Origin of the sequence: Sinorhizobium arboris LMG 14919, from assembly GCF_000427465.1 — a bacterium.
In the GTDB taxonomy this organism is placed as follows: domain Bacteria; phylum Pseudomonadota; class Alphaproteobacteria; order Rhizobiales; family Rhizobiaceae; genus Sinorhizobium; species Sinorhizobium arboris.
In genome coordinates this window covers 523,255-539,012 of sequence record NZ_KE386497.1, presented here as the reverse complement: position 1 = coordinate 539,012, position 15,758 = coordinate 523,255, and the positions used below count along the sequence as shown (strand labels likewise).

General features: G+C 60.5%; 14 protein-coding genes. 3 read left to right on the top strand and 11 right to left on the bottom strand.

Annotated elements, in window-relative coordinates; translation table 11 throughout:
* Positions 1-76 precede the first annotated feature (76 nt).
* On the bottom strand, positions 77-607 hold the full coding sequence (locus SINAR_RS0131440) for a hypothetical protein (protein WP_028002717.1): 531 nt from the start codon (positions 605-607) through the stop codon (positions 77-79).
* A gap of 73 nt (positions 608-680) precedes the next feature.
* Positions 681-1,076 carry a VOC family protein gene (locus SINAR_RS0131435; protein WP_028002716.1) on the bottom strand — a complete coding sequence of 132 codons (396 nt, stop codon included), beginning with the start codon at positions 1,074-1,076 and terminating at the stop codon, positions 681-683.
* 191 nt (positions 1,077-1,267) lie between these two features.
* Here SINAR_RS0131435 and SINAR_RS0131430 point away from each other — a divergent pair, with 191 nt between their 5' ends.
* The gene (locus SINAR_RS0131430; protein WP_028002715.1) at positions 1,268-1,567 is read left to right on the top strand and encodes a ribbon-helix-helix domain-containing protein; all 300 of its coding nucleotides are present in this window, start codon (positions 1,268-1,270) and stop codon (positions 1,565-1,567) included.
* A 47-nt stretch (positions 1,568-1,614) separates the two neighbouring features.
* Here SINAR_RS0131430 and dld read toward each other — a convergent pair whose 3' ends face one another.
* The 4 genes from dld to SINAR_RS1000000137260 form a co-directional block, all read right to left on the bottom strand.
* Complete coding sequence (dld, locus tag SINAR_RS0131425) at positions 1,615-3,330, bottom strand: D-lactate dehydrogenase (RefSeq protein ID WP_028002714.1); 1,716 nt, start codon at positions 3,328-3,330, stop codon at positions 1,615-1,617.
* 350 nt (positions 3,331-3,680) lie between these two features.
* Complete coding sequence (locus tag SINAR_RS0131420) at positions 3,681-4,766, bottom strand: patatin-like phospholipase family protein (RefSeq protein ID WP_028002713.1); 1,086 nt, start codon at positions 4,764-4,766, stop codon at positions 3,681-3,683.
* Between the two features lie 42 nt (positions 4,767-4,808).
* A complete protein-coding gene (locus SINAR_RS0131415; RefSeq protein WP_028002712.1) occupies positions 4,809-5,561 on the bottom strand; it encodes an acetoacetate decarboxylase in 753 nt (250 codons plus the stop codon).
* A gap of 646 nt (positions 5,562-6,207) precedes the next feature.
* A complete protein-coding gene (locus SINAR_RS1000000137260; RefSeq protein WP_158500213.1) occupies positions 6,208-6,378 on the bottom strand; it encodes a hypothetical protein in 171 nt (56 codons plus the stop codon).
* Positions 6,379-6,791: 413 nt separating this feature from the next.
* On the opposite strand from SINAR_RS1000000137260, the gene SINAR_RS0131405 reads away from it, so the two are divergent.
* Both SINAR_RS0131405 and SINAR_RS0131400 read left to right on the top strand, forming a co-directional pair.
* Complete coding sequence (locus SINAR_RS0131405; RefSeq protein WP_234710698.1) at positions 6,792-7,214, top strand: hypothetical protein; 423 nt, start codon at positions 6,792-6,794, stop codon at positions 7,212-7,214.
* Between the two features lie 140 nt (positions 7,215-7,354).
* Positions 7,355-9,337: a sigma-54-dependent Fis family transcriptional regulator gene (locus SINAR_RS0131400; protein ID WP_028002710.1), complete on the top strand. Its 1,983-nt coding sequence runs from the start codon at positions 7,355-7,357 to the stop codon at positions 9,335-9,337.
* A 144-nt stretch (positions 9,338-9,481) separates the two neighbouring features.
* Here the strand turns inward: SINAR_RS0131400 and katG are convergent, their stop codons facing one another.
* The 5 genes from katG to SINAR_RS0131375 form a co-directional block, all read right to left on the bottom strand.
* Positions 9,482-11,680: a catalase/peroxidase HPI gene (gene katG, locus SINAR_RS0131395; RefSeq protein WP_028002709.1), complete on the bottom strand. Its 2,199-nt coding sequence runs from the start codon at positions 11,678-11,680 to the stop codon at positions 9,482-9,484.
* Between the two features lie 97 nt (positions 11,681-11,777).
* Positions 11,778-13,406, bottom strand: a complete 1,629-nt coding sequence (locus SINAR_RS0131390) for a molecular chaperone GroEL (RefSeq protein WP_028002708.1) — start codon at positions 13,404-13,406, stop codon at positions 11,778-11,780.
* Positions 13,407-13,469: 63 nt separating this feature from the next.
* Positions 13,470-14,279, bottom strand: coding sequence for an iron-sulfur cluster assembly protein (locus SINAR_RS01000000134385; protein ID WP_050577634.1), 810 nt, complete (start codon positions 14,277-14,279; stop codon positions 13,470-13,472).
* Between the two features lie 5 nt (positions 14,280-14,284).
* Entirely contained in the window at positions 14,285-15,307 is a 1,023-nt protein-coding gene (locus SINAR_RS0131380; RefSeq protein WP_028002707.1) for an amidohydrolase family protein, read from the bottom strand.
* 69 nt (positions 15,308-15,376) lie between these two features.
* Positions 15,377-15,745 carry an MmoB/DmpM family protein gene (locus tag SINAR_RS0131375; protein ID WP_028002706.1) on the bottom strand — a complete coding sequence of 123 codons (369 nt, stop codon included), beginning with the start codon at positions 15,743-15,745 and terminating at the stop codon, positions 15,377-15,379.
* Between the last annotated feature and the right edge of the window lie 13 nt (positions 15,746-15,758).

The following is a 15,758-nucleotide window of genomic DNA, read 5'->3' as shown; positions in this document are numbered from 1 at the left end:
TTATCCTCCCGAAATGTGCCTCTGCGGTGCAAAGCGTCCGTCTGCCCGCCGCCTCCTCGGGCGCGGGCGCATTCGCTCAAAGCCACTCGATGTCGTTGAAACCGCGGTTGATGTAGCCGCCCTCAGAGTAGGATTCGCCTTCGTAGCCGAAGATTGGCCAAAGCTCCTTTTGATTGTAGAGGCTTACGATGAGGTCCCCGCGTACCGCCTGGAAGAAGGGTGTCGTCTCAATCTCGCGCAGGATCGCGACCCGATCGTCCTCCCACGACAGACCGCGATAGCCGACGCTGCCGGCGCGCTTGTCGAGATCGGCGACGCCGTCCTCCATGAGCGCCTTGTGTGCGGCGTGCTGCGCGGCTCTGGTGTCCTGCCCCTTGACCGCGATGGCATAGAAGCGGTCGGCGAGCTGGTCGTGCGGATAGATGTCGCGGGCGAGCAGGATCAGGGTCGCAACAGTTTCGGGCCTGAGCGCTGTCGCCTCAAGGCCCCAGGCGTTCTCGGGACTGATGACCGCTCGACCGGAAACAATCAGGGCCGCGCCGACCGTTCCGCGTTTCAGCAATTCACGGCGCGAGATGCCGCGCCGGTTGTCGTAGATAGTCGCCATTGGCCATCCTCCCTTTTGCAATCGCCTGCGAGCCAGGCATCTCAGGCGGCGCCCTCGTCCAGGGGCCACGCCACTATTTGAATCGACCATGACGCTGCAAAACCTCGATCTTGTAGCCGTCCGGATCGGTGATGAAGAAGAAGCGGGCGAAGAGAGCGCCTTCGCGGTTGAATTCGACGATCTTATTGGGGTTCAGGCCGGCAGCCGCGACGCGCGCATGCACGCTATCGAGATCATCCACTGAAACTGCGAGATGGCCGTAGCCGTCGCCAAGGGTATAGGCCTCGGTACGGCCTTTGTTGATGGTAAGTTCGACCTCGAATTCGCTCTCATCATTGCTCATGTAGATAAGCGTGAAGGTGTCGAAATCCAGCCGATCGGCCACTTTGAGTCCGAAGGCCTTGTCATAGAAATCAATCGAACGCGCTTCGTCGAGAACGCGAATCATCGAATGGATTGCTTTTGCCAACGTCGTGCCTCCCCACATGAGGAGACGCTAGCTCGCGATCGAGACGCATTGGTAGCAGCGGATTACCGCAGGCAAAAAAGACCGCCAAAATGCGGTGTCAGGGCGAGAGCGGGTGAGTTCGCCCACGGCCGATGTTTGACATCAAACGCCGGGGAGGCATACTGGAAATCACAGGAATAGAGGGGGGAAGCATGTGCGAGATCTATGCGGGTCAGAACCCTGAGCGATACCGCCCGATTAACCGTTCCGTTCGCATTGGCGGCCATTCGACGAGCATTCAGCTCGAAGCCGCCTTCTGGGTGCTAATCGACGAAATTGCCGAAAAACAAGGCTTTTCGACTGCCCGGTTTCTGTCGACCCTCTATGACGAAGCGTTGGAGATCAACGGTTCGATATCGAATTTCAGTTCGCTGCTTCGCACGAGCTGTCTGATCTACCTGATGAATGGTGACAAGGCGCAGTCACAGACATTTCGGGTCGCCGCCGAATAGGCTTCCCTGTTCCTGCCGCAAAGCCTGCCTGCTATGGCTTCGTCCGTTCAGCACCAGCGCAACCGTTTCGAGGTCCGGCCAATACCCGGGTTGAAGCAGTTGCACGGGTCGAGTTCGCGATAGTGGGCCACCACGGCATCCTCGGCTTTGTAGAGATGCCCGACGTTGTGCTCGGCCGGGTAGCGCGCATTTCGCCGGTCCAGCAGTTCGAGGATCTTGTGTTCAGTTTCCAGCCAGTCGACTTCCTTCTTGACGATATAATCCTGATGGAAGACGTGGCAGAAGAAGTGTCCATAGTAGAGCTTTTTCAGGATCAGTTGCTCGACCTCGTCAGGAAGCCTTTCGATCCAATCGGTCTCATTCCTTGGCAACGCGACGTCGAGAGCGACGATGCCCCCGGTCGTCGCTCCGTGGATAGCGCGGTAGCGCACGGCTGCCCCGGCAACCGCGAAACGGTGGAGGAACGCGGCCAATCCCTCCTGCGGGGTGCATTCGAAGAAATCGCTGGCTTCGGAACGGAAAAGGGACGCAAGAAGGCTGCTCGTTTCGTTCACCGCTGAGCCTGCTGTCTTGATCATCAGATGATGCTGGAACCGGTTGCGGAATTGCTTGAGCCGTGGAGGAAGGTGAGACGGAAAAGGACGGCTGAAAGCCTGCATGACCCGATCACTCAAGTTCGCCGGCAGGAATGAAAGCCGTTCCGCAAGCGCGTCGAACCGGCTCTTCGCGGCAAAGAGCTTCGGCAGGTGTCCAGGCCCCAACGTCTTGATGAGAAGAAAGGTATCCTTGCCATAGCACTCCGCGATGTCGAAGGCATCACGATGAATGTACTCCGCCGCTACAGGTAGCATGGAAAAGGACGAAAGCATGGCGCGCCTGATACGCGTGAGTTCGTCGGGATCATTCGTGCCGATGTAGAAGACCCGTGCATCCCTGACCGCTTCGAATGTGTCGAGCCGCACCGCGAAGACGATGACCTTGCCCGCTGACCCGGAGACTTCGAACAGCCGCCTTGGATCCGCATTGAACCGAGCGGGCGTGGGAGCATCAATGTTGCGGACGTGATCGGCGTATTCGCGATCTGATGCAGCCTTGCTGCCATCCCACATGACTTGGTCGGGCCGGTACCCCTTTCGGTCCAGGCGGGAAAGCATTTCCTCCGGGTTATCTCCGAGGTCAATACCAAGGTGATTGACCAGACTTAGCCTTCCGTCCGCATCAACTCGGGCGTACAGCGCGAGTTCGGTGTAGGCCGGGCCTCTTTGGATGAGGGATCCGCCGGAGTTATTGCAGATCCCGCCGATCACGGAGGCGCCAAGGCAGGATGATCCAATAACGGAATGCGGCTCGCGTCCGAGCGGCTTCAGCGCCTTTTCGAGTTCGTCCAAGGTCGTTCCAGGAAACGCGACAACCTGCCGACCCTCTGCCAGGAGATGAAGGGACTTGATCCGCATTGTGTTGATGACGACCACGTCGCGGTCATACCCAACACCGTGAGGCGTTGAGCCTCCGGTCAGCCCTGTATTCGCCGCCTGAGCGATAACGGCGTTCCCGCCATTCACGCAGGTCTCGAGCACTCTCCAGAACTGCACAAGCGTCCCCGGCAGGACAACTGCGACCGCCTCTCCTTCGCCGAAGCGGTAGCCGCGTGTGAAGCGCCGCTGTCGCTGAGGAGAGCACAGAACAAATCTAGCTCCAACGATCTCCTCAAGCTGGCGGCGGAGCGGTACGCATGGTCGTTTTGTTGCCGCCGCAGGGGCCATCATTTTTTCTCCGATGATGTCAATTCGTCGCCAACGGCCTCGAAGCCTTGCTTCGCCGTTTAGTGCGCTCGGGACAATAAGACCTGGGCGCTGCTTTGTGGTGGTAACATGTCACCACTGACGCGTGCCGGATACGACAAAGACCCACGCAACTTTCTCGCTGCAATCAAGCTGGCTGCGACACGCATCTGGATCAGGTGGTTATGAGTCTATGCCCTAGACAACACCTCTCTCAAATCGCGCCTACGGAAAGAATGGCCGGTCCCCGTGCTAGGATGAGAAGGCTAACACCTCGATAGCGAGAGGGGTGCACCAAGGGCCGTGAAAATGATCAGGATTCCGATCATCGGTCACTCCGTCGCGGGGCTGTTGGATGGCGCGTCGTCGATCTGGGGCAACCTGAAACTGTCGCTGAACAGCTGACCGAGATCGAGCGTCGAGCGGACGCCAAGGTCATCGAAATGCTGGTCGATAAAGCTTTCGGCCCAGGTCCGTCCGCGCTCCTTGAGATAGAGGAGATAGCTCCATTCGGGCGCGAATTTGCTTGAGGCGCTAAGGTCCTGGACCTCCTCGTGGGCATGGATCAGATGAACGTAGCTGTCCCGATATCGCTCGGACTCCAGCCCTTCCGCCTCGATCAACTCGTGCAGGAGGTGGATGGAACGCAACTCGTTCAGGAGCGCTGCATTGAAGGTCACTTCGTTCAGCCGGTTGATGATTGCCCGGCCGGTCGTCGGCAATTCCTCGCGGATAAGCGGGTTGATCTGGACGATCACGATGTCTCGGGTGGCGCGATCGTCGACAAGCGGATAGAGAGCGGGATTGCCGATATAGCCACCATCCCAATAGGCTTCGCCGTCGATCTCGACCGCCTTGAACATGAACGGCAGGCAGGCGGACGCCATGACGGTGTCGACCGAGAGATCGGGTTGCGTGAACACCTTGGCCCGGCCCGTGCGCACGTTGGTAGCCGTGACGAACACCTTCAGGCTGGAGCACCGATTGACGGCGTCGAAATCGTTTGTGCCGGCGATCAGGTCGCGCAGAGGATTGATGTCGAACGGGTTCAGTTGATAGGGAGAGAACAGCCGCGTAAACTGTTCGAACCAGATATAGGCCGCGGAGTGGTCGAGACTGTAATTGTTCGACATGCGATCCCAAAGGGTGCGCTGCAGCGGCGACCAACGCGCAGCGTCGCTGACTGCCTTCCAGAATCCTGCCAACGCCTCGCGTCCACCTTCCGCCCCGCCTTTCTCCAGGCCGTCCGCAAGCACGACCGCATTCATTGCGCCGGCGCTCGTCCCGCTGATACTGCAGATGCGGATGCGATTATCTTCCAACAGCCGATCCAGCACTCCCCAGGTCAAAGCACCGTGGGACCCGCCACCCTGAAGCGCCAGATCTACGCTTTTTTTCAGTTTCACTTGGTCGGACATGGGATTGCCTCGGCTCTCGCGTGTCGACACTTTGATCGCGGTTCACGCGGTGTGCGGTTCCGCCAGGTAGTCGTGAACAACTGTGCCGAGGTCGAGCGTCAGATCCGCAATGAAATGGGCAGCTGAAACGACCTCCAGAACCGGTAGATCGGCAACGGGCGCGAGCGCGTGTGGCCGTAAGTCCAGGCTTGCGGGACCGCCCCATGCGCCCTTCAATATCACGTCCTCCATCTTAAGGCTTACGAGTTCGCACACGCGCAGACTGCCATCGACATGCGGGATAATCTTCAGCAGGAACGTCGGCTTGCACAGCGAGGCCAGCACCTCGGTGTGGTCGAGTGCCCAATGTTTAAAGCCCATGGTGCCTGTTGCGATCCGGACCGGGCCGTAGTCGAGGGTGCCCACCAGTGTGTCCCTATAGACCTCGACGGCAGGATGCGCGTATTTCTTCGGGAACCCCCACAACTCACGGCCACCAAGAATTGGCGGTCCGTCGTCCAAATACATTGCGTGCGAATAGCCGCCTGTCACGTCGTTAAACCGAACGGGAATGACCTGGCCAGATTCAATGTAGCTCCCGAAACCCGCAGAGTCGGGCATTCGAATAAACTCAAACTGTACTAAGGGATCATGGAATTCGAGAGGCTGAGGGACCACGCCGCGCAACCGGTCGGGGTCCGTCCGGTAGGTAATGATAAGGTACTCGCGATCGACGAAGCGATGTGGTCCCCTTGGGCAGGCGGGGCTTGTCAGCGGCATCGAATAGGCTTGGGCACGCACATCTCTGGACTTCAAGGCTACTACCTCGCGGCTCTGCATCCTTTAATGAGGATGCACACTGCTAAGATCTGCATGCGCCAAGCAAGAGGCATGCCAAATGGTAAATATATTGCCTGGATTATTTTTTTAGAATTTCCGCAACGGCCGCTGGCCTGTGGACCCATCTGATTTGACCTTTTTGTAAGAATCCCGTCATTCCCGGGTCAACAAACCCGTCGCGAGCCCCCGTTATCTTCGATCAGGGACCGGCTGCACGGGGTCGTGCCATCCTCGGAGCTCGTGCCATCCTCGGAGCTAACGCGTGAAATACCTAGAGCGCATAGGGCGGCGAGGATCCCGCCCATTCCATACTGTGATCTCCACGACCTTCGCGATCGAGTTTGGCGCCTTCGAAGAGCTCATGCTTCCCCACCTGATGGCGAGCGGGGCCAGCAATCTCCTTCTCGTCTCGGATGAACGGATGGGGTCGCTCTACTGTCCGACGGCTCTGAACTTCCGATGCAGTTGGGCCGTGACTACGAGCTGTTTTCGCCTCCGGTCGCGAAGGGGTTGTTTCACCCAAAGGTTGAGCTTCAGATCGGCCGGCGCTCGGGCAGGCTGTTCGTCGGTTCCGCCAATATTACCGCCGGGGGCTTGGCAAGGAACGCCGAAGCGGGCCGGCCTACAACATGGCCATGGTCTGATCCTTGACCTTGTTGACCGCGCCGGTCTGCGGCTTGACCCTGAACTGAGGCACGCCCTCCAGACGCTGATGCCACCAGAATCCACTGCCTGCATGCTTGTTGAAGAGGTTTTCCAGCATGGTGCCGTGGCTGAGGAGAATGACCTGCAACCCACTTGGGGTTAGCAGGGCGGGCCAGCGCAGTGCGCAGCAGCTCGACGAGGCACAGCTTGTCTTTGCTGGTGCAGAAGCTGCAGCCGCGTGATCAGCTCGGCTTCACCCAAGCCGTCAAAGTGGATCCCGTGCATCCTCGATCTCCGTTCCCCCCAATGGTCAGGCCGAACATTCGCGAGCGCAATCACCCGCCGACCGCAACCCACAGAAACCGTCGGCAAGCCATCATCCACCAACATCCGAGCGTAGCAGCCCATTACTACCAATAAACCGTGCAATTTGCTAAGCTGCCAGACTTGAGGAGTGTTCGGCAGACGCTCCGACCAACGAGATCCTTGGGAGGAGGTTCGATGGTCGAAATCATTTCGAGGCGCGACGGCCCGCGACGCGAGGACGCTGAGATCAAGCAATTGATCGAGCGCAACCGGTCCGTCATAACGCGCATTGCCGATCACATCAGCGGCGGCGCCTATTCAGCCAACAAGACGGCAAATCCGCCAACACAAAAGGCTGAAGGCCTCATTATCCATCACGTAGGTTCCGGATCAGCGTCCTCCGCGGAGGCGTTGCCCTACATCCGGATCAGCTTGAATGGCCGGGTGGTTGTGGTGGACAGGAACACCGGGCGCCAAATCCACTATCTCGGTGAAATCCGACGGAAAAATGGTGTGGAGGTCTTTGTGCTCGCCACGAAGGAGAACGGCTTCATCTCCCCGTTGGACGAGACCTTCACTGACGCGCTTTCGGATTTCGACGGCAGGACCCTTGAGTCGAAATACACCGAAGAGAAACTCGCAGAAGAAATCAGCTCGGCTCTTGGGATCACCACGTAGCTATGGCGCAGCTCAGCCCGGCCCCTTTATTCGTCATCATCGCACGAAATATAGTATCTCAAGCAGAGACATAAGCCGACCCAGAAGAAAGGACCAAGCGCACCAGGATGTCGTCAGAAGGAAAGGTCAGAGCACCGCTAATGCTGGCGGGTGATTACGACGAATATGCGACGATGTCCGCCTGGGAAAACCTATTGTCCGGAGAAGCCGGAAAGGCCCGTCGCGAGCGTCCGGTACGCGGGATCATCCATGATTCCTGGGGGCGTTGCATTTCTGGCGGCATCGACGCTCAGCAACACGAAGCCCCCCTCAGCAACAGCAAGGATGACCTCGAATGCCTGACCCGCAATAGCAGCGAGTTGTTGACTGCGGCGCGCCGCTCCTTTGCGGTCGTCGGAAACCTTCTCGACGGCACCGGAGCAATGCTCGTGTTGGCCGACGAAAATGGTGTGTTGATTGACGCGATCGGTGACAAGCGCACAATTCACGATGGAATGGATATCCATCTCGCCATTGGCGGCAAGTGGACCGAGGACGTTGTCGGCACCAACGGAATCGGCACCGCGCTTTGGGCCGGAGAACCCGTCTTCGTGCATGCTGCGGAACATTTCTGCGCCGGCATAAAGTCGTGGACCTGCGCCGGCGCACCGATCCGCGACCCGTTCGACGGACGGATCATCGGCGTGGTTGACCTGTCCGGGCACCCGGACATCTTCCGGCCGCACAACACCGTGCTGGTCGCGGCCGCTGCGCGGGAGATCGAGAAGGCCCTGGCCGACCACCAGAACACCCAACGCACCCGCCTGCTTGAAGCCTTCATCGCCGAAGCACCTTGCTACAGACGCACCGACGGTCTGATAATCATCGACCATCTTGGACGGGCCGTCTATTGCAACAACGTTCCCGCCAACAGGCTGGCGGAATTTCCCGAGCCGCTTTCGACAGGGCGCGGCCGGCGGTTGCTGCCTGCGGCGGGGCCTCGCACAATTGCCGAACTCGCTGCTGCGCTTCCCGACCGGCTGCGCTCTTGCCACGTGAGCCCCCTCACCGTGGACGGTGATTTTCAGGGCGCGGCCCTCGTGTTTCCGGCCGAAGCCCGCCAAGTAGCCATTCCTTCCCCCCGGCGCCCACGATGCCCGACGCCCGAAGTGGCCAAGCTGATCGTCGGTCAAAGCGAAGCGATGCATGCCGCTATCGATGTGGCTTGCAGGGTCGCCCAATCGAGCGAAGTCACCTCACTGCTGATCGAGGGTGAAACGGGCGTCGGCAAAGAGCTTTTCGCCCGGCTGGTTCATCTCGTCAGCCGGCGCTCGGATAGTTCGCCATTTATCGCCCTCAACTGCGGGGCAATCACGCGGGAGTTGTTCGGCAGCGAGCTTTTCGGCCACGTCGCCGGTGCATTTACGGGGGCAAGCCGTGAGGGAAAGGCGGGGGCGTTCGAATTGGCCAACGGAGGGGTTCTCTGTCTCGACGAGATCGGCGAGATGCCGCTGGATATTCAACCTTTCCTGCTGCGCGTTCTGGAAGAGCGTGTCGTCTATCGCCTCGGAGACAACCGTGGCCGGCCGGTCGATGTACATCTGATCGCCTCGACGAACCGCGACCTGAAGCAAGAGGTGGCAGCGGGGCGGTTCCGGCGTGATCTGTACTACCGGATAAGCACCGTTGTTATCAACGTGCCGCCGTTGCGCGAACGGGATGGCGACATCGCCCTCCTGCTCGATCATTTCAACCGCAACATTGCCGAGCGGACCGGCGCCCCGCCGCTTGATTTCGCTGCCGAGGCGTTCGACAGGCTTCTCGACTACTCTTGGCCAGGAAACGTGCGCGAGTTGAAAAACCTGGTGGAAAGGCTTCATGTCCTGGCGGGAGGCCAACAAGTCAGCTTGGCCGATCTGCCGAGGGAGATCACGGAGCGTGCTGCGGCCTGGACCGCCTCGCCAGAGGGCGAATCCGGAAGTGAAATGCACTGTCGTATCGCGAATGCGGATGAGAAGTTCCTCCGAGACGCTCTCGAGGCCGAGCATGGCAATCTGAGCCGGGTTGCCCAGAGGCTAGGAATTTCGCGGCCGACCCTCTACCGTAAGCTCGAGCAGTACGGCATCCGTCGCAGCTTCACTTAACTTCAGTGAAGAGACCCACGCGTGATCAGAGCGTCGTCGTCGAAACAACGGGTCCGGAGGAGTCCGGACCCGTAGGCTGCGATTCGTAATCGCGAGACCTCATGTGGCCGGGAAGCGCAAGCGTGATAAGGCGGGAAACCCTCCTTAGCGCCAATCAAACCGATCAGCGTTCATTACCTTATTCCAGGCCGCTATGAAGTCTACCACGAACTTCGCGCCCGAATCCGCTTGTGCGTAGACTTCGGCAATCGCCCGAAGCTGGGAGTTCGAACCGAAGACCAGGTCGACGCGCGTGCCGGTCCACTTCCGCTCGCCGGTCGCGCGGTCGAAGCCCTCGAAAACCTCTTCAGCCTCAGAGGCCGCCTTCCAGACCGTGCCCATGTCGAGCAGGTTCACGAAGAAGTCGGTGGAGAGTGTCTCCGGGCGCTTGGTAAAGACGCCGTATTGGGACTGTCCGACATTCGTGTTCAAGACGCGCATGCCGCCGACGAGGACGGTCATCTCGGGCGCGGTCAGCGTCAGGAGTTGCGCCTTGTCGATCAGCAGTTCCTCGGCCGAGACGGTGAATTCGGCCTTCTGGTAGTTGCGGAACCCGTCGGCGATCGGCTCAAGAACGGCAAAGGAGTCGACATCGGTCTGCTCCTGGGAAGCGTCCGTACGACCGGGCGAGAAGGGAACGTCCACGTGATAGCCGGCGTCCCGCGCCGCCCGCTCGACGGCCGCGCAACCGCCGAGCACGATCAGGTCGGCGAGCGACACTCTCTTGCCGCCCGATTGCCGGTCATTGAACGCCTTCTGGATGCCTTCGAGGGTTTCGAGCACCACGGCTAGCTGGGCCGGCTGGTTGACCGGCCATTCCTTCTGCGGCGCGAGGCGTATGCGTGCGCCGTTGGCGCCGCCGCGCTTGTCGGAGCCGCGGAAGGTCGAGGCCGACGCCCAGGCGGTCGAGACCAGCTCAGAAATAGACAGACCCGATTCAAGGATCATGCCTTTGAGGGTGGCGATGTCCTGCGCGTCAACCAACTCATGATCGACGTCCGGGACCGGATCCTGCCAGATGAGCTCCTCTGAGGGAACTTCGGGGCCGAGATACCGCGAGCGCGGACCCATGTCGCGGTGCGTCAGCTTGAACCACGCCCGGGCAAAGGCATCCGCGAACTGGTCCGGGTTTTCGAAGAAGCGGCGCGAGATCTTCTCGTAGGCAGGATCGAACCGCAAAGCGAGGTCGGTGGTCAGCATCGATGGCGCGTGCCGCTTCGCCGGGTCGTGGGCATCCGGCACCGAACCGGCGCCTGCACCATGTTTCGGCTTCCACTGATGAGCGCCGGCCGGACTTCTCGTCAGCTCCCACTCATAACCGAACAGGTTCGAGAAGAAGCCGTTGCTCCACTTCGTCGGCGTCGTGGTCCATGTGACCTCGAGGCCGCTGGTAATGGTATCACCAGCCTTGCCGCTGCCAAAGCTGCTCTTCCAGCCAAAACCTTGCTCCGCGAGGCCGGCGCCCTCGGGTTCCGGACCGACCAGCGAGGGATCGCCCGCGCCATGGGTCTTGCCGAAGGAATGTCCCCCGGCGATGAGGGCGACGGTCTCTTCGTCGTTCATGCCCATACGGCCGAAGGTCTCGCGGATATCCGCGGCGGCCGCGACGGGATCAGGATTGCCGTTCGGCCCCTCCGGGTTCACGTAGATCAGACCCATCTGCACGGCAGCGAGAGGACTTTCGAGGCCTCGTTCGCCCGTGTAGCGCCTTTCGCCGAGCCAGGTGTCCTCGGCGCCCCAATAGATATCCTCCTCCGGCTCCCAGACATCCTCGCGGCCGCCGCCGAAGCCGAAGGTCTTGAAGCCCATGGATTCTAGCGCGCAGTTTCCGGCAAGGATCATCAGATCGGCCCAGGAGATCCCGTTGCCGTATTTCTGCTTGATCGGCCAGAGCAGCCGGCGCGCCTTATCGAGGTTGGCGTTATCCGGCCAGCTGTTAAGGGGCGCAAATCGCTGTGTGCCGGAGCAAGCGCCGCCGCGGCCATCGCCGGTACGGTAGCTTCCGGCGCTATGCCATGCCATGCGGATGAAGAGCGGGCCGTAATGACCGAAATCAGCCGGCCACCAGTCTTGCGAGTCCGTCATCAGGGCATAGAGGTCCTGCTTGACGGCGTCCAGGTCGAGTCTCTCGAAGGCTTCGGCGTAGTTGAATGCCTGCCCTATCGGATCGGACAGGGAGGAATTCTGGTGGAGGATTTTGAGGTTCAACTGGTTCGGCCACCAGTCCCGGTTCGACATACCCCCCAGCGTCGCGTGTGCGTGCGCGATCGGACATTTGCCCATGGTGTTCACCTTTGTATCCATATTTCCCTCCAGCGTGATTTCGAGAACGCGCTCATCAGACGAAGCGCGCATGAGTTCTTATCCCGGGCCGCCCCTGAGCGGGACGCGCCCATTGCGCCTACGGACGGCCGAGTTTCTCCGCTCCGCCGCCGAGGGCCGGTCCGGCTGTCGGGTCCTCATCCTCCGCAAGGTCGCCGACCAGCGTTTCCGTCGTCAGAATGAGCTTGGCTACCGAGGCTGCATTCTTCAGCGCCGTGCAGGTAACCCGCACCGGATCGATGATGCCGGCCTCGTACATGTTCTGATATTCTCCGAGCGCAGCATTGTAGCCGAAGCCGCCGTTGACGCCGGAGACCCTGGCCACGACGGCTTCAGGGTCGCCGCCGGCATTTTCGACAATCCGCCAGAGCGGTCGCGACAGCACTGATTTCACCAGCCGGACGCCCTCGGCGACATCACCTGACGCCTTTGCAAAGACGGCATCCAGAACCGGCGCGACCTGCGCGAGTGCCGTGCCGCCGCCTGCGACGACGCCATCCTCGACAGCCGCCCTGACCGCGTGCAGCGAATCCTCGATAAGTTGTATCGTCCGCTTCTGCTCGACGGGCGTGACACCGCCCGCATAGAGAACCGCCGTGCCGCCGGACAGTTTGGCCAGCCGCTCACGCAATTTGTCCTGCTCTATGTTGGGCGGAGCCACTTCATATTGCCGCTGCACCTGCGCGCGCCGTGCGGCGATCTTCGACGCGTCGCCGCCGCCGCCGATCACCGATGTTTGCGTGGCGCTGGTGCGTACGCGCTCGGCGGTTCCGAGATCGTCGTCGGTGACGTCCTCCAACCTTCCGCCGAGGTCACGGGCAATGACCCGACCCCCGCAAAGGATTGCAAGGTCCTCCAGCATTGCCTTGCGCCAATGGCCGTATTCCGGGGGGTGCACAACGAGGTATTTTCCCGGGCCCTCCCGTCCAAGCAGGGTAACGACCACTTCCGGCGACACTTCCTCGGCAATGATAAGAAGCGGCCGGCCAGCCTTCTCTGCGAGCGCGCGAACCGTGTCGAGCGCTTGTGGTTCGCGGATCTTCAGATCCGTCATCAGGATGAACGGCCGTTCAAGCACGACCTCCATCTTCTCCTGGTCCGTGACCATGTGATGGGAGAGATAGCCGCGGTCGAAGGACATACCCTCGACGACATTGAGGGTCGTGTCGGTCGTCACGCTGAAATCGGTGGTAATGACACCCTCGACACCCACCCTTTCATAGGCTTCGGCGACAAGCGCGCCGAGCTTCGGGTCCGTCGCGGCGATATTGGCAACGGCGGCAAGACTGCCGTTCACGGCCGGCTTGGCTGACGCCTTCAGCGCCTCGATGACACTGGAGACCGCAAGATCGATCCCCTTGCAGAGATCGACGGACTTTGCACCACGCTCGTTCGCCTCGATCCCTTTCTGGACGAGAGCGTTGGCAAGGACGATTGCCGTTGTGGTGCCGTCGCCAGCGATCTCGTTCGTCTGCATGGACACCTCGCGGACAATCTGCGCGCCCATGTTTTCGAAGCGGTCGTGCAGTTCGATCTCGGATGCAATGCTGACGCCGTCGCGTGTGACCATCGGTGTGCCGATCGGCCGGTCGATCATGGCATTCATGCCTTTCGGCCCGAGTGTGGGCTCGACGGCTGCAGCCAGCTGATAAACGCCGCGGGCAAGTGCGCGCCGGGCCTCAGAATTGTGGATCAAAAGTTTGGGCATAGTTCCTCCTTCCGCCCCGAGGGCGGCTCCTCCATCATTGTCTCGCCTGGCGAGGTTGTCGTATCAGCGCTGCACGTGCCTGCCGGTACAGTTGCGCGGCGGGACGCGGTCGAGCATGAAATCCACCAAGGTCGGTTCTCCGTCGACGACGTCCATTTCCTTGTAGCGGGTTGCCTTGAGCCCCCGGCACAGTGCGCCGTTGAATTCCATGTTGATGCGCACTGCCCTGAGTTCGGCGAGATAGGCGCCGAAGGCATCCGGGGGAATCTCCCGGTTGTCCCAGGTGACGAACGCCGGTTCGCAACCTTTTCGCCCGGGCCAACGCTCGATCAGTGCCTCGCGGTATCGCGACTTCATGGCCTCCGCTTCGTCGCCGCCAACCGTTGCGGCATCGAAGGACGACAGGTCCATGCCGAGGATTTCGCTGTCGGTCAGTCCCTGTTTTCGAAGGGCGAGCAGAACCGCCTCCTGCCGCCGCTTGAACGCCTTCACGCGGAAAGTCTCGCGCAGTGCATCGATGTCCTGGTCGCTCGACAGCTCGTCGAAAATCAGGCTGAACGGCTTGCCTGCCGCTATGCCGCGATTGACCTCGTCGGCGAACATGTGGTCGTGAAGCCGGATCGTATAGGCAGGCGCCCAGGAGAGCCCGTCGAGCGCCTGCCGGATGCCGTCAAGCATCAGAAAGGCGAAGCTCGGCGAGCACCAGTAGGTGGGCAACCGGAAATCCACCTCCACCGATCCGTTCTGCATCACCTCGGCGCGCTCGACGAAACCCATATCGGTCACGGGCTCGTCCAGCTCCGGATCATTGACCCGTGTGAGGCGAGCCCAAAGCTCGCCTCGGCGGTTGTTGGCAGAGAGGGCCGTGCTCATGGCCCCTACTCCGCGGCCACGCTGAACGGCGACGCGGCAAGCGCTGCCTTCCTGGAGGCGACGTCGATGTCGTAAAGTCGCGCCGCGTTCAGACCGAGGATTTTTTCCTTGATCTCCGGCGTCAGTTCCAGGCCGCGTTCGCGGGCAATATCCTCAGGCAGGTCGAAGGCCCAGAACTTCTCGACCAGCCAGCGCGGCTTCCAGATGGCGTAATCCGAGCCGAAGAGGAGCTTGTCAGGTCCAAGCCAGAACAAAAGTTCCGCCATCACCTCGGCGAAGTAGCGCGGCCTCGAATGAATGAACGGCATCGCAACCGCGAGCCCGCCATAAACATTCGTCTCCTGCACCGCAATCCAACAGAAATCGTCGAGCCGCGGCAGCCCGCAATGCTCAATGATCCAGTTGAGGTTCTGGAAGTCCGTGGCCGCATAGTCGACGTCGTGGACGTCGAAGGCATCCTTGCTCAGCGGAATGATCGTCGGGCCCTTGTGGACATGGATGTTTTTGATGCCGAGCTTCTCGCACAGCTCGAAGCACTTGTAGGCTTGGGGGTCGGTGAGCTTCCATCCCCTGGAGGCGCCGTTCCATTCGGCCGTGTACATCTTCACGCCCTTGACGTCGTACGTCTCCTTCATGAAGTGGATGTACTCCAGCGCCTTCTCCCCGTCCCGTGGATCGAAGGAACCATTTACGATGAAGCGGTCGGGGTAGAGCTTGGCCATCTCGGCGTTTCGCTCGATGGTGTTGAAGCCGTTCTTGTAGAAGTCCTTGAGGTAGGTGGACTGCACGATCGCGACGTCGTCGGGACCCTCGATGAACAGGTCGCGATAGAGGTCGTCGGCCGTGTATTTCTCGAATTTTTCCTTTGGCCAGAGCTGTTCTGCGGGGCTCAGCGCCGTGTGGTAAGCGTAGAAGCAGTCCACGAACTGCTTGCCATGAATATTGCGCTGGTTTTCGGGGCTTCCGTCCCAGAAGTGGGTGTGCCCATCGACCACGAAAATCTCTGTGCCGTCCGGTGCTTTGTACATGACTTCCTCCTCAGTTCATGTGTGATCGTAACGGTGCGCCGGCGGCGCACCGTTTTCTCGCGGTCCTGGTCAGATGTACTCGAAGACCTCGTCCATATCGCCGAACAGGATCACCGTATTGTCGTCGATGCGGACCATCCGCCCGTAGTGGGTGGACGTGTTCACCTCGAAGATCTCCGCCGTCATCTCGCGGCCGAGAAACTCGCTGATCTCGTCCATCTTGAAGATTAGCTTGCCGTTGCCGTCGATGCGGATCATCGCCGGCTGGTAGGTGACGATGACGCCCGGCTTCTGGCCCATGAACTCGGCGATGGCGCGCGCCTCGACGGAATCGTTCATGGTGACCCCACACTGATGCGAGATCGTCTGCTCGAAGGTGATGTCCTTCATCGATTTGAAGATATTGGAATTCGAAGCGTCACGTGCTGCTGTTGACATGTGCGTTCTCCCT

Coding starts and splice junctions, on each gene's coding strand:
- SINAR_RS0131440 (WP_028002717.1), bottom strand. CDS start 607: ATGGCGACTATCTACGACAACCGGCGCGGCATCTCGCGCCGTGAATTG.
- SINAR_RS0131430 (WP_028002715.1), top strand. CDS start 1,268: ATGTGCGAGATCTATGCGGGTCAGAACCCTGAGCGATACCGCCCGATT.
- dld (WP_028002714.1), bottom strand. CDS start 3,330: ATGGCCCCTGCGGCGGCAACAAAACGACCATGCGTACCGCTCCGCCGC.
- SINAR_RS0131420 (WP_028002713.1), bottom strand. CDS start 4,766: ATGTCCGACCAAGTGAAACTGAAAAAAAGCGTAGATCTGGCGCTTCAG.
- SINAR_RS0131400 (WP_028002710.1), top strand. CDS start 7,355: ATGCTGGCGGGTGATTACGACGAATATGCGACGATGTCCGCCTGGGAA.
- katG (WP_028002709.1), bottom strand. CDS start 11,680: ATGGATACAAAGGTGAACACCATGGGCAAATGTCCGATCGCGCACGCA.
- SINAR_RS0131390 (WP_028002708.1), bottom strand. CDS start 13,406: ATGCCCAAACTTTTGATCCACAATTCTGAGGCCCGGCGCGCACTTGCC.
- SINAR_RS01000000134385 (WP_050577634.1), bottom strand. CDS start 14,279: ATGAGCACGGCCCTCTCTGCCAACAACCGCCGAGGCGAGCTTTGGGCT.
- SINAR_RS0131380 (WP_028002707.1), bottom strand. CDS start 15,307: ATGTACAAAGCACCGGACGGCACAGAGATTTTCGTGGTCGATGGGCAC.
- SINAR_RS0131375 (WP_028002706.1), bottom strand. CDS start 15,745: ATGTCAACAGCAGCACGTGACGCTTCGAATTCCAATATCTTCAAATCG.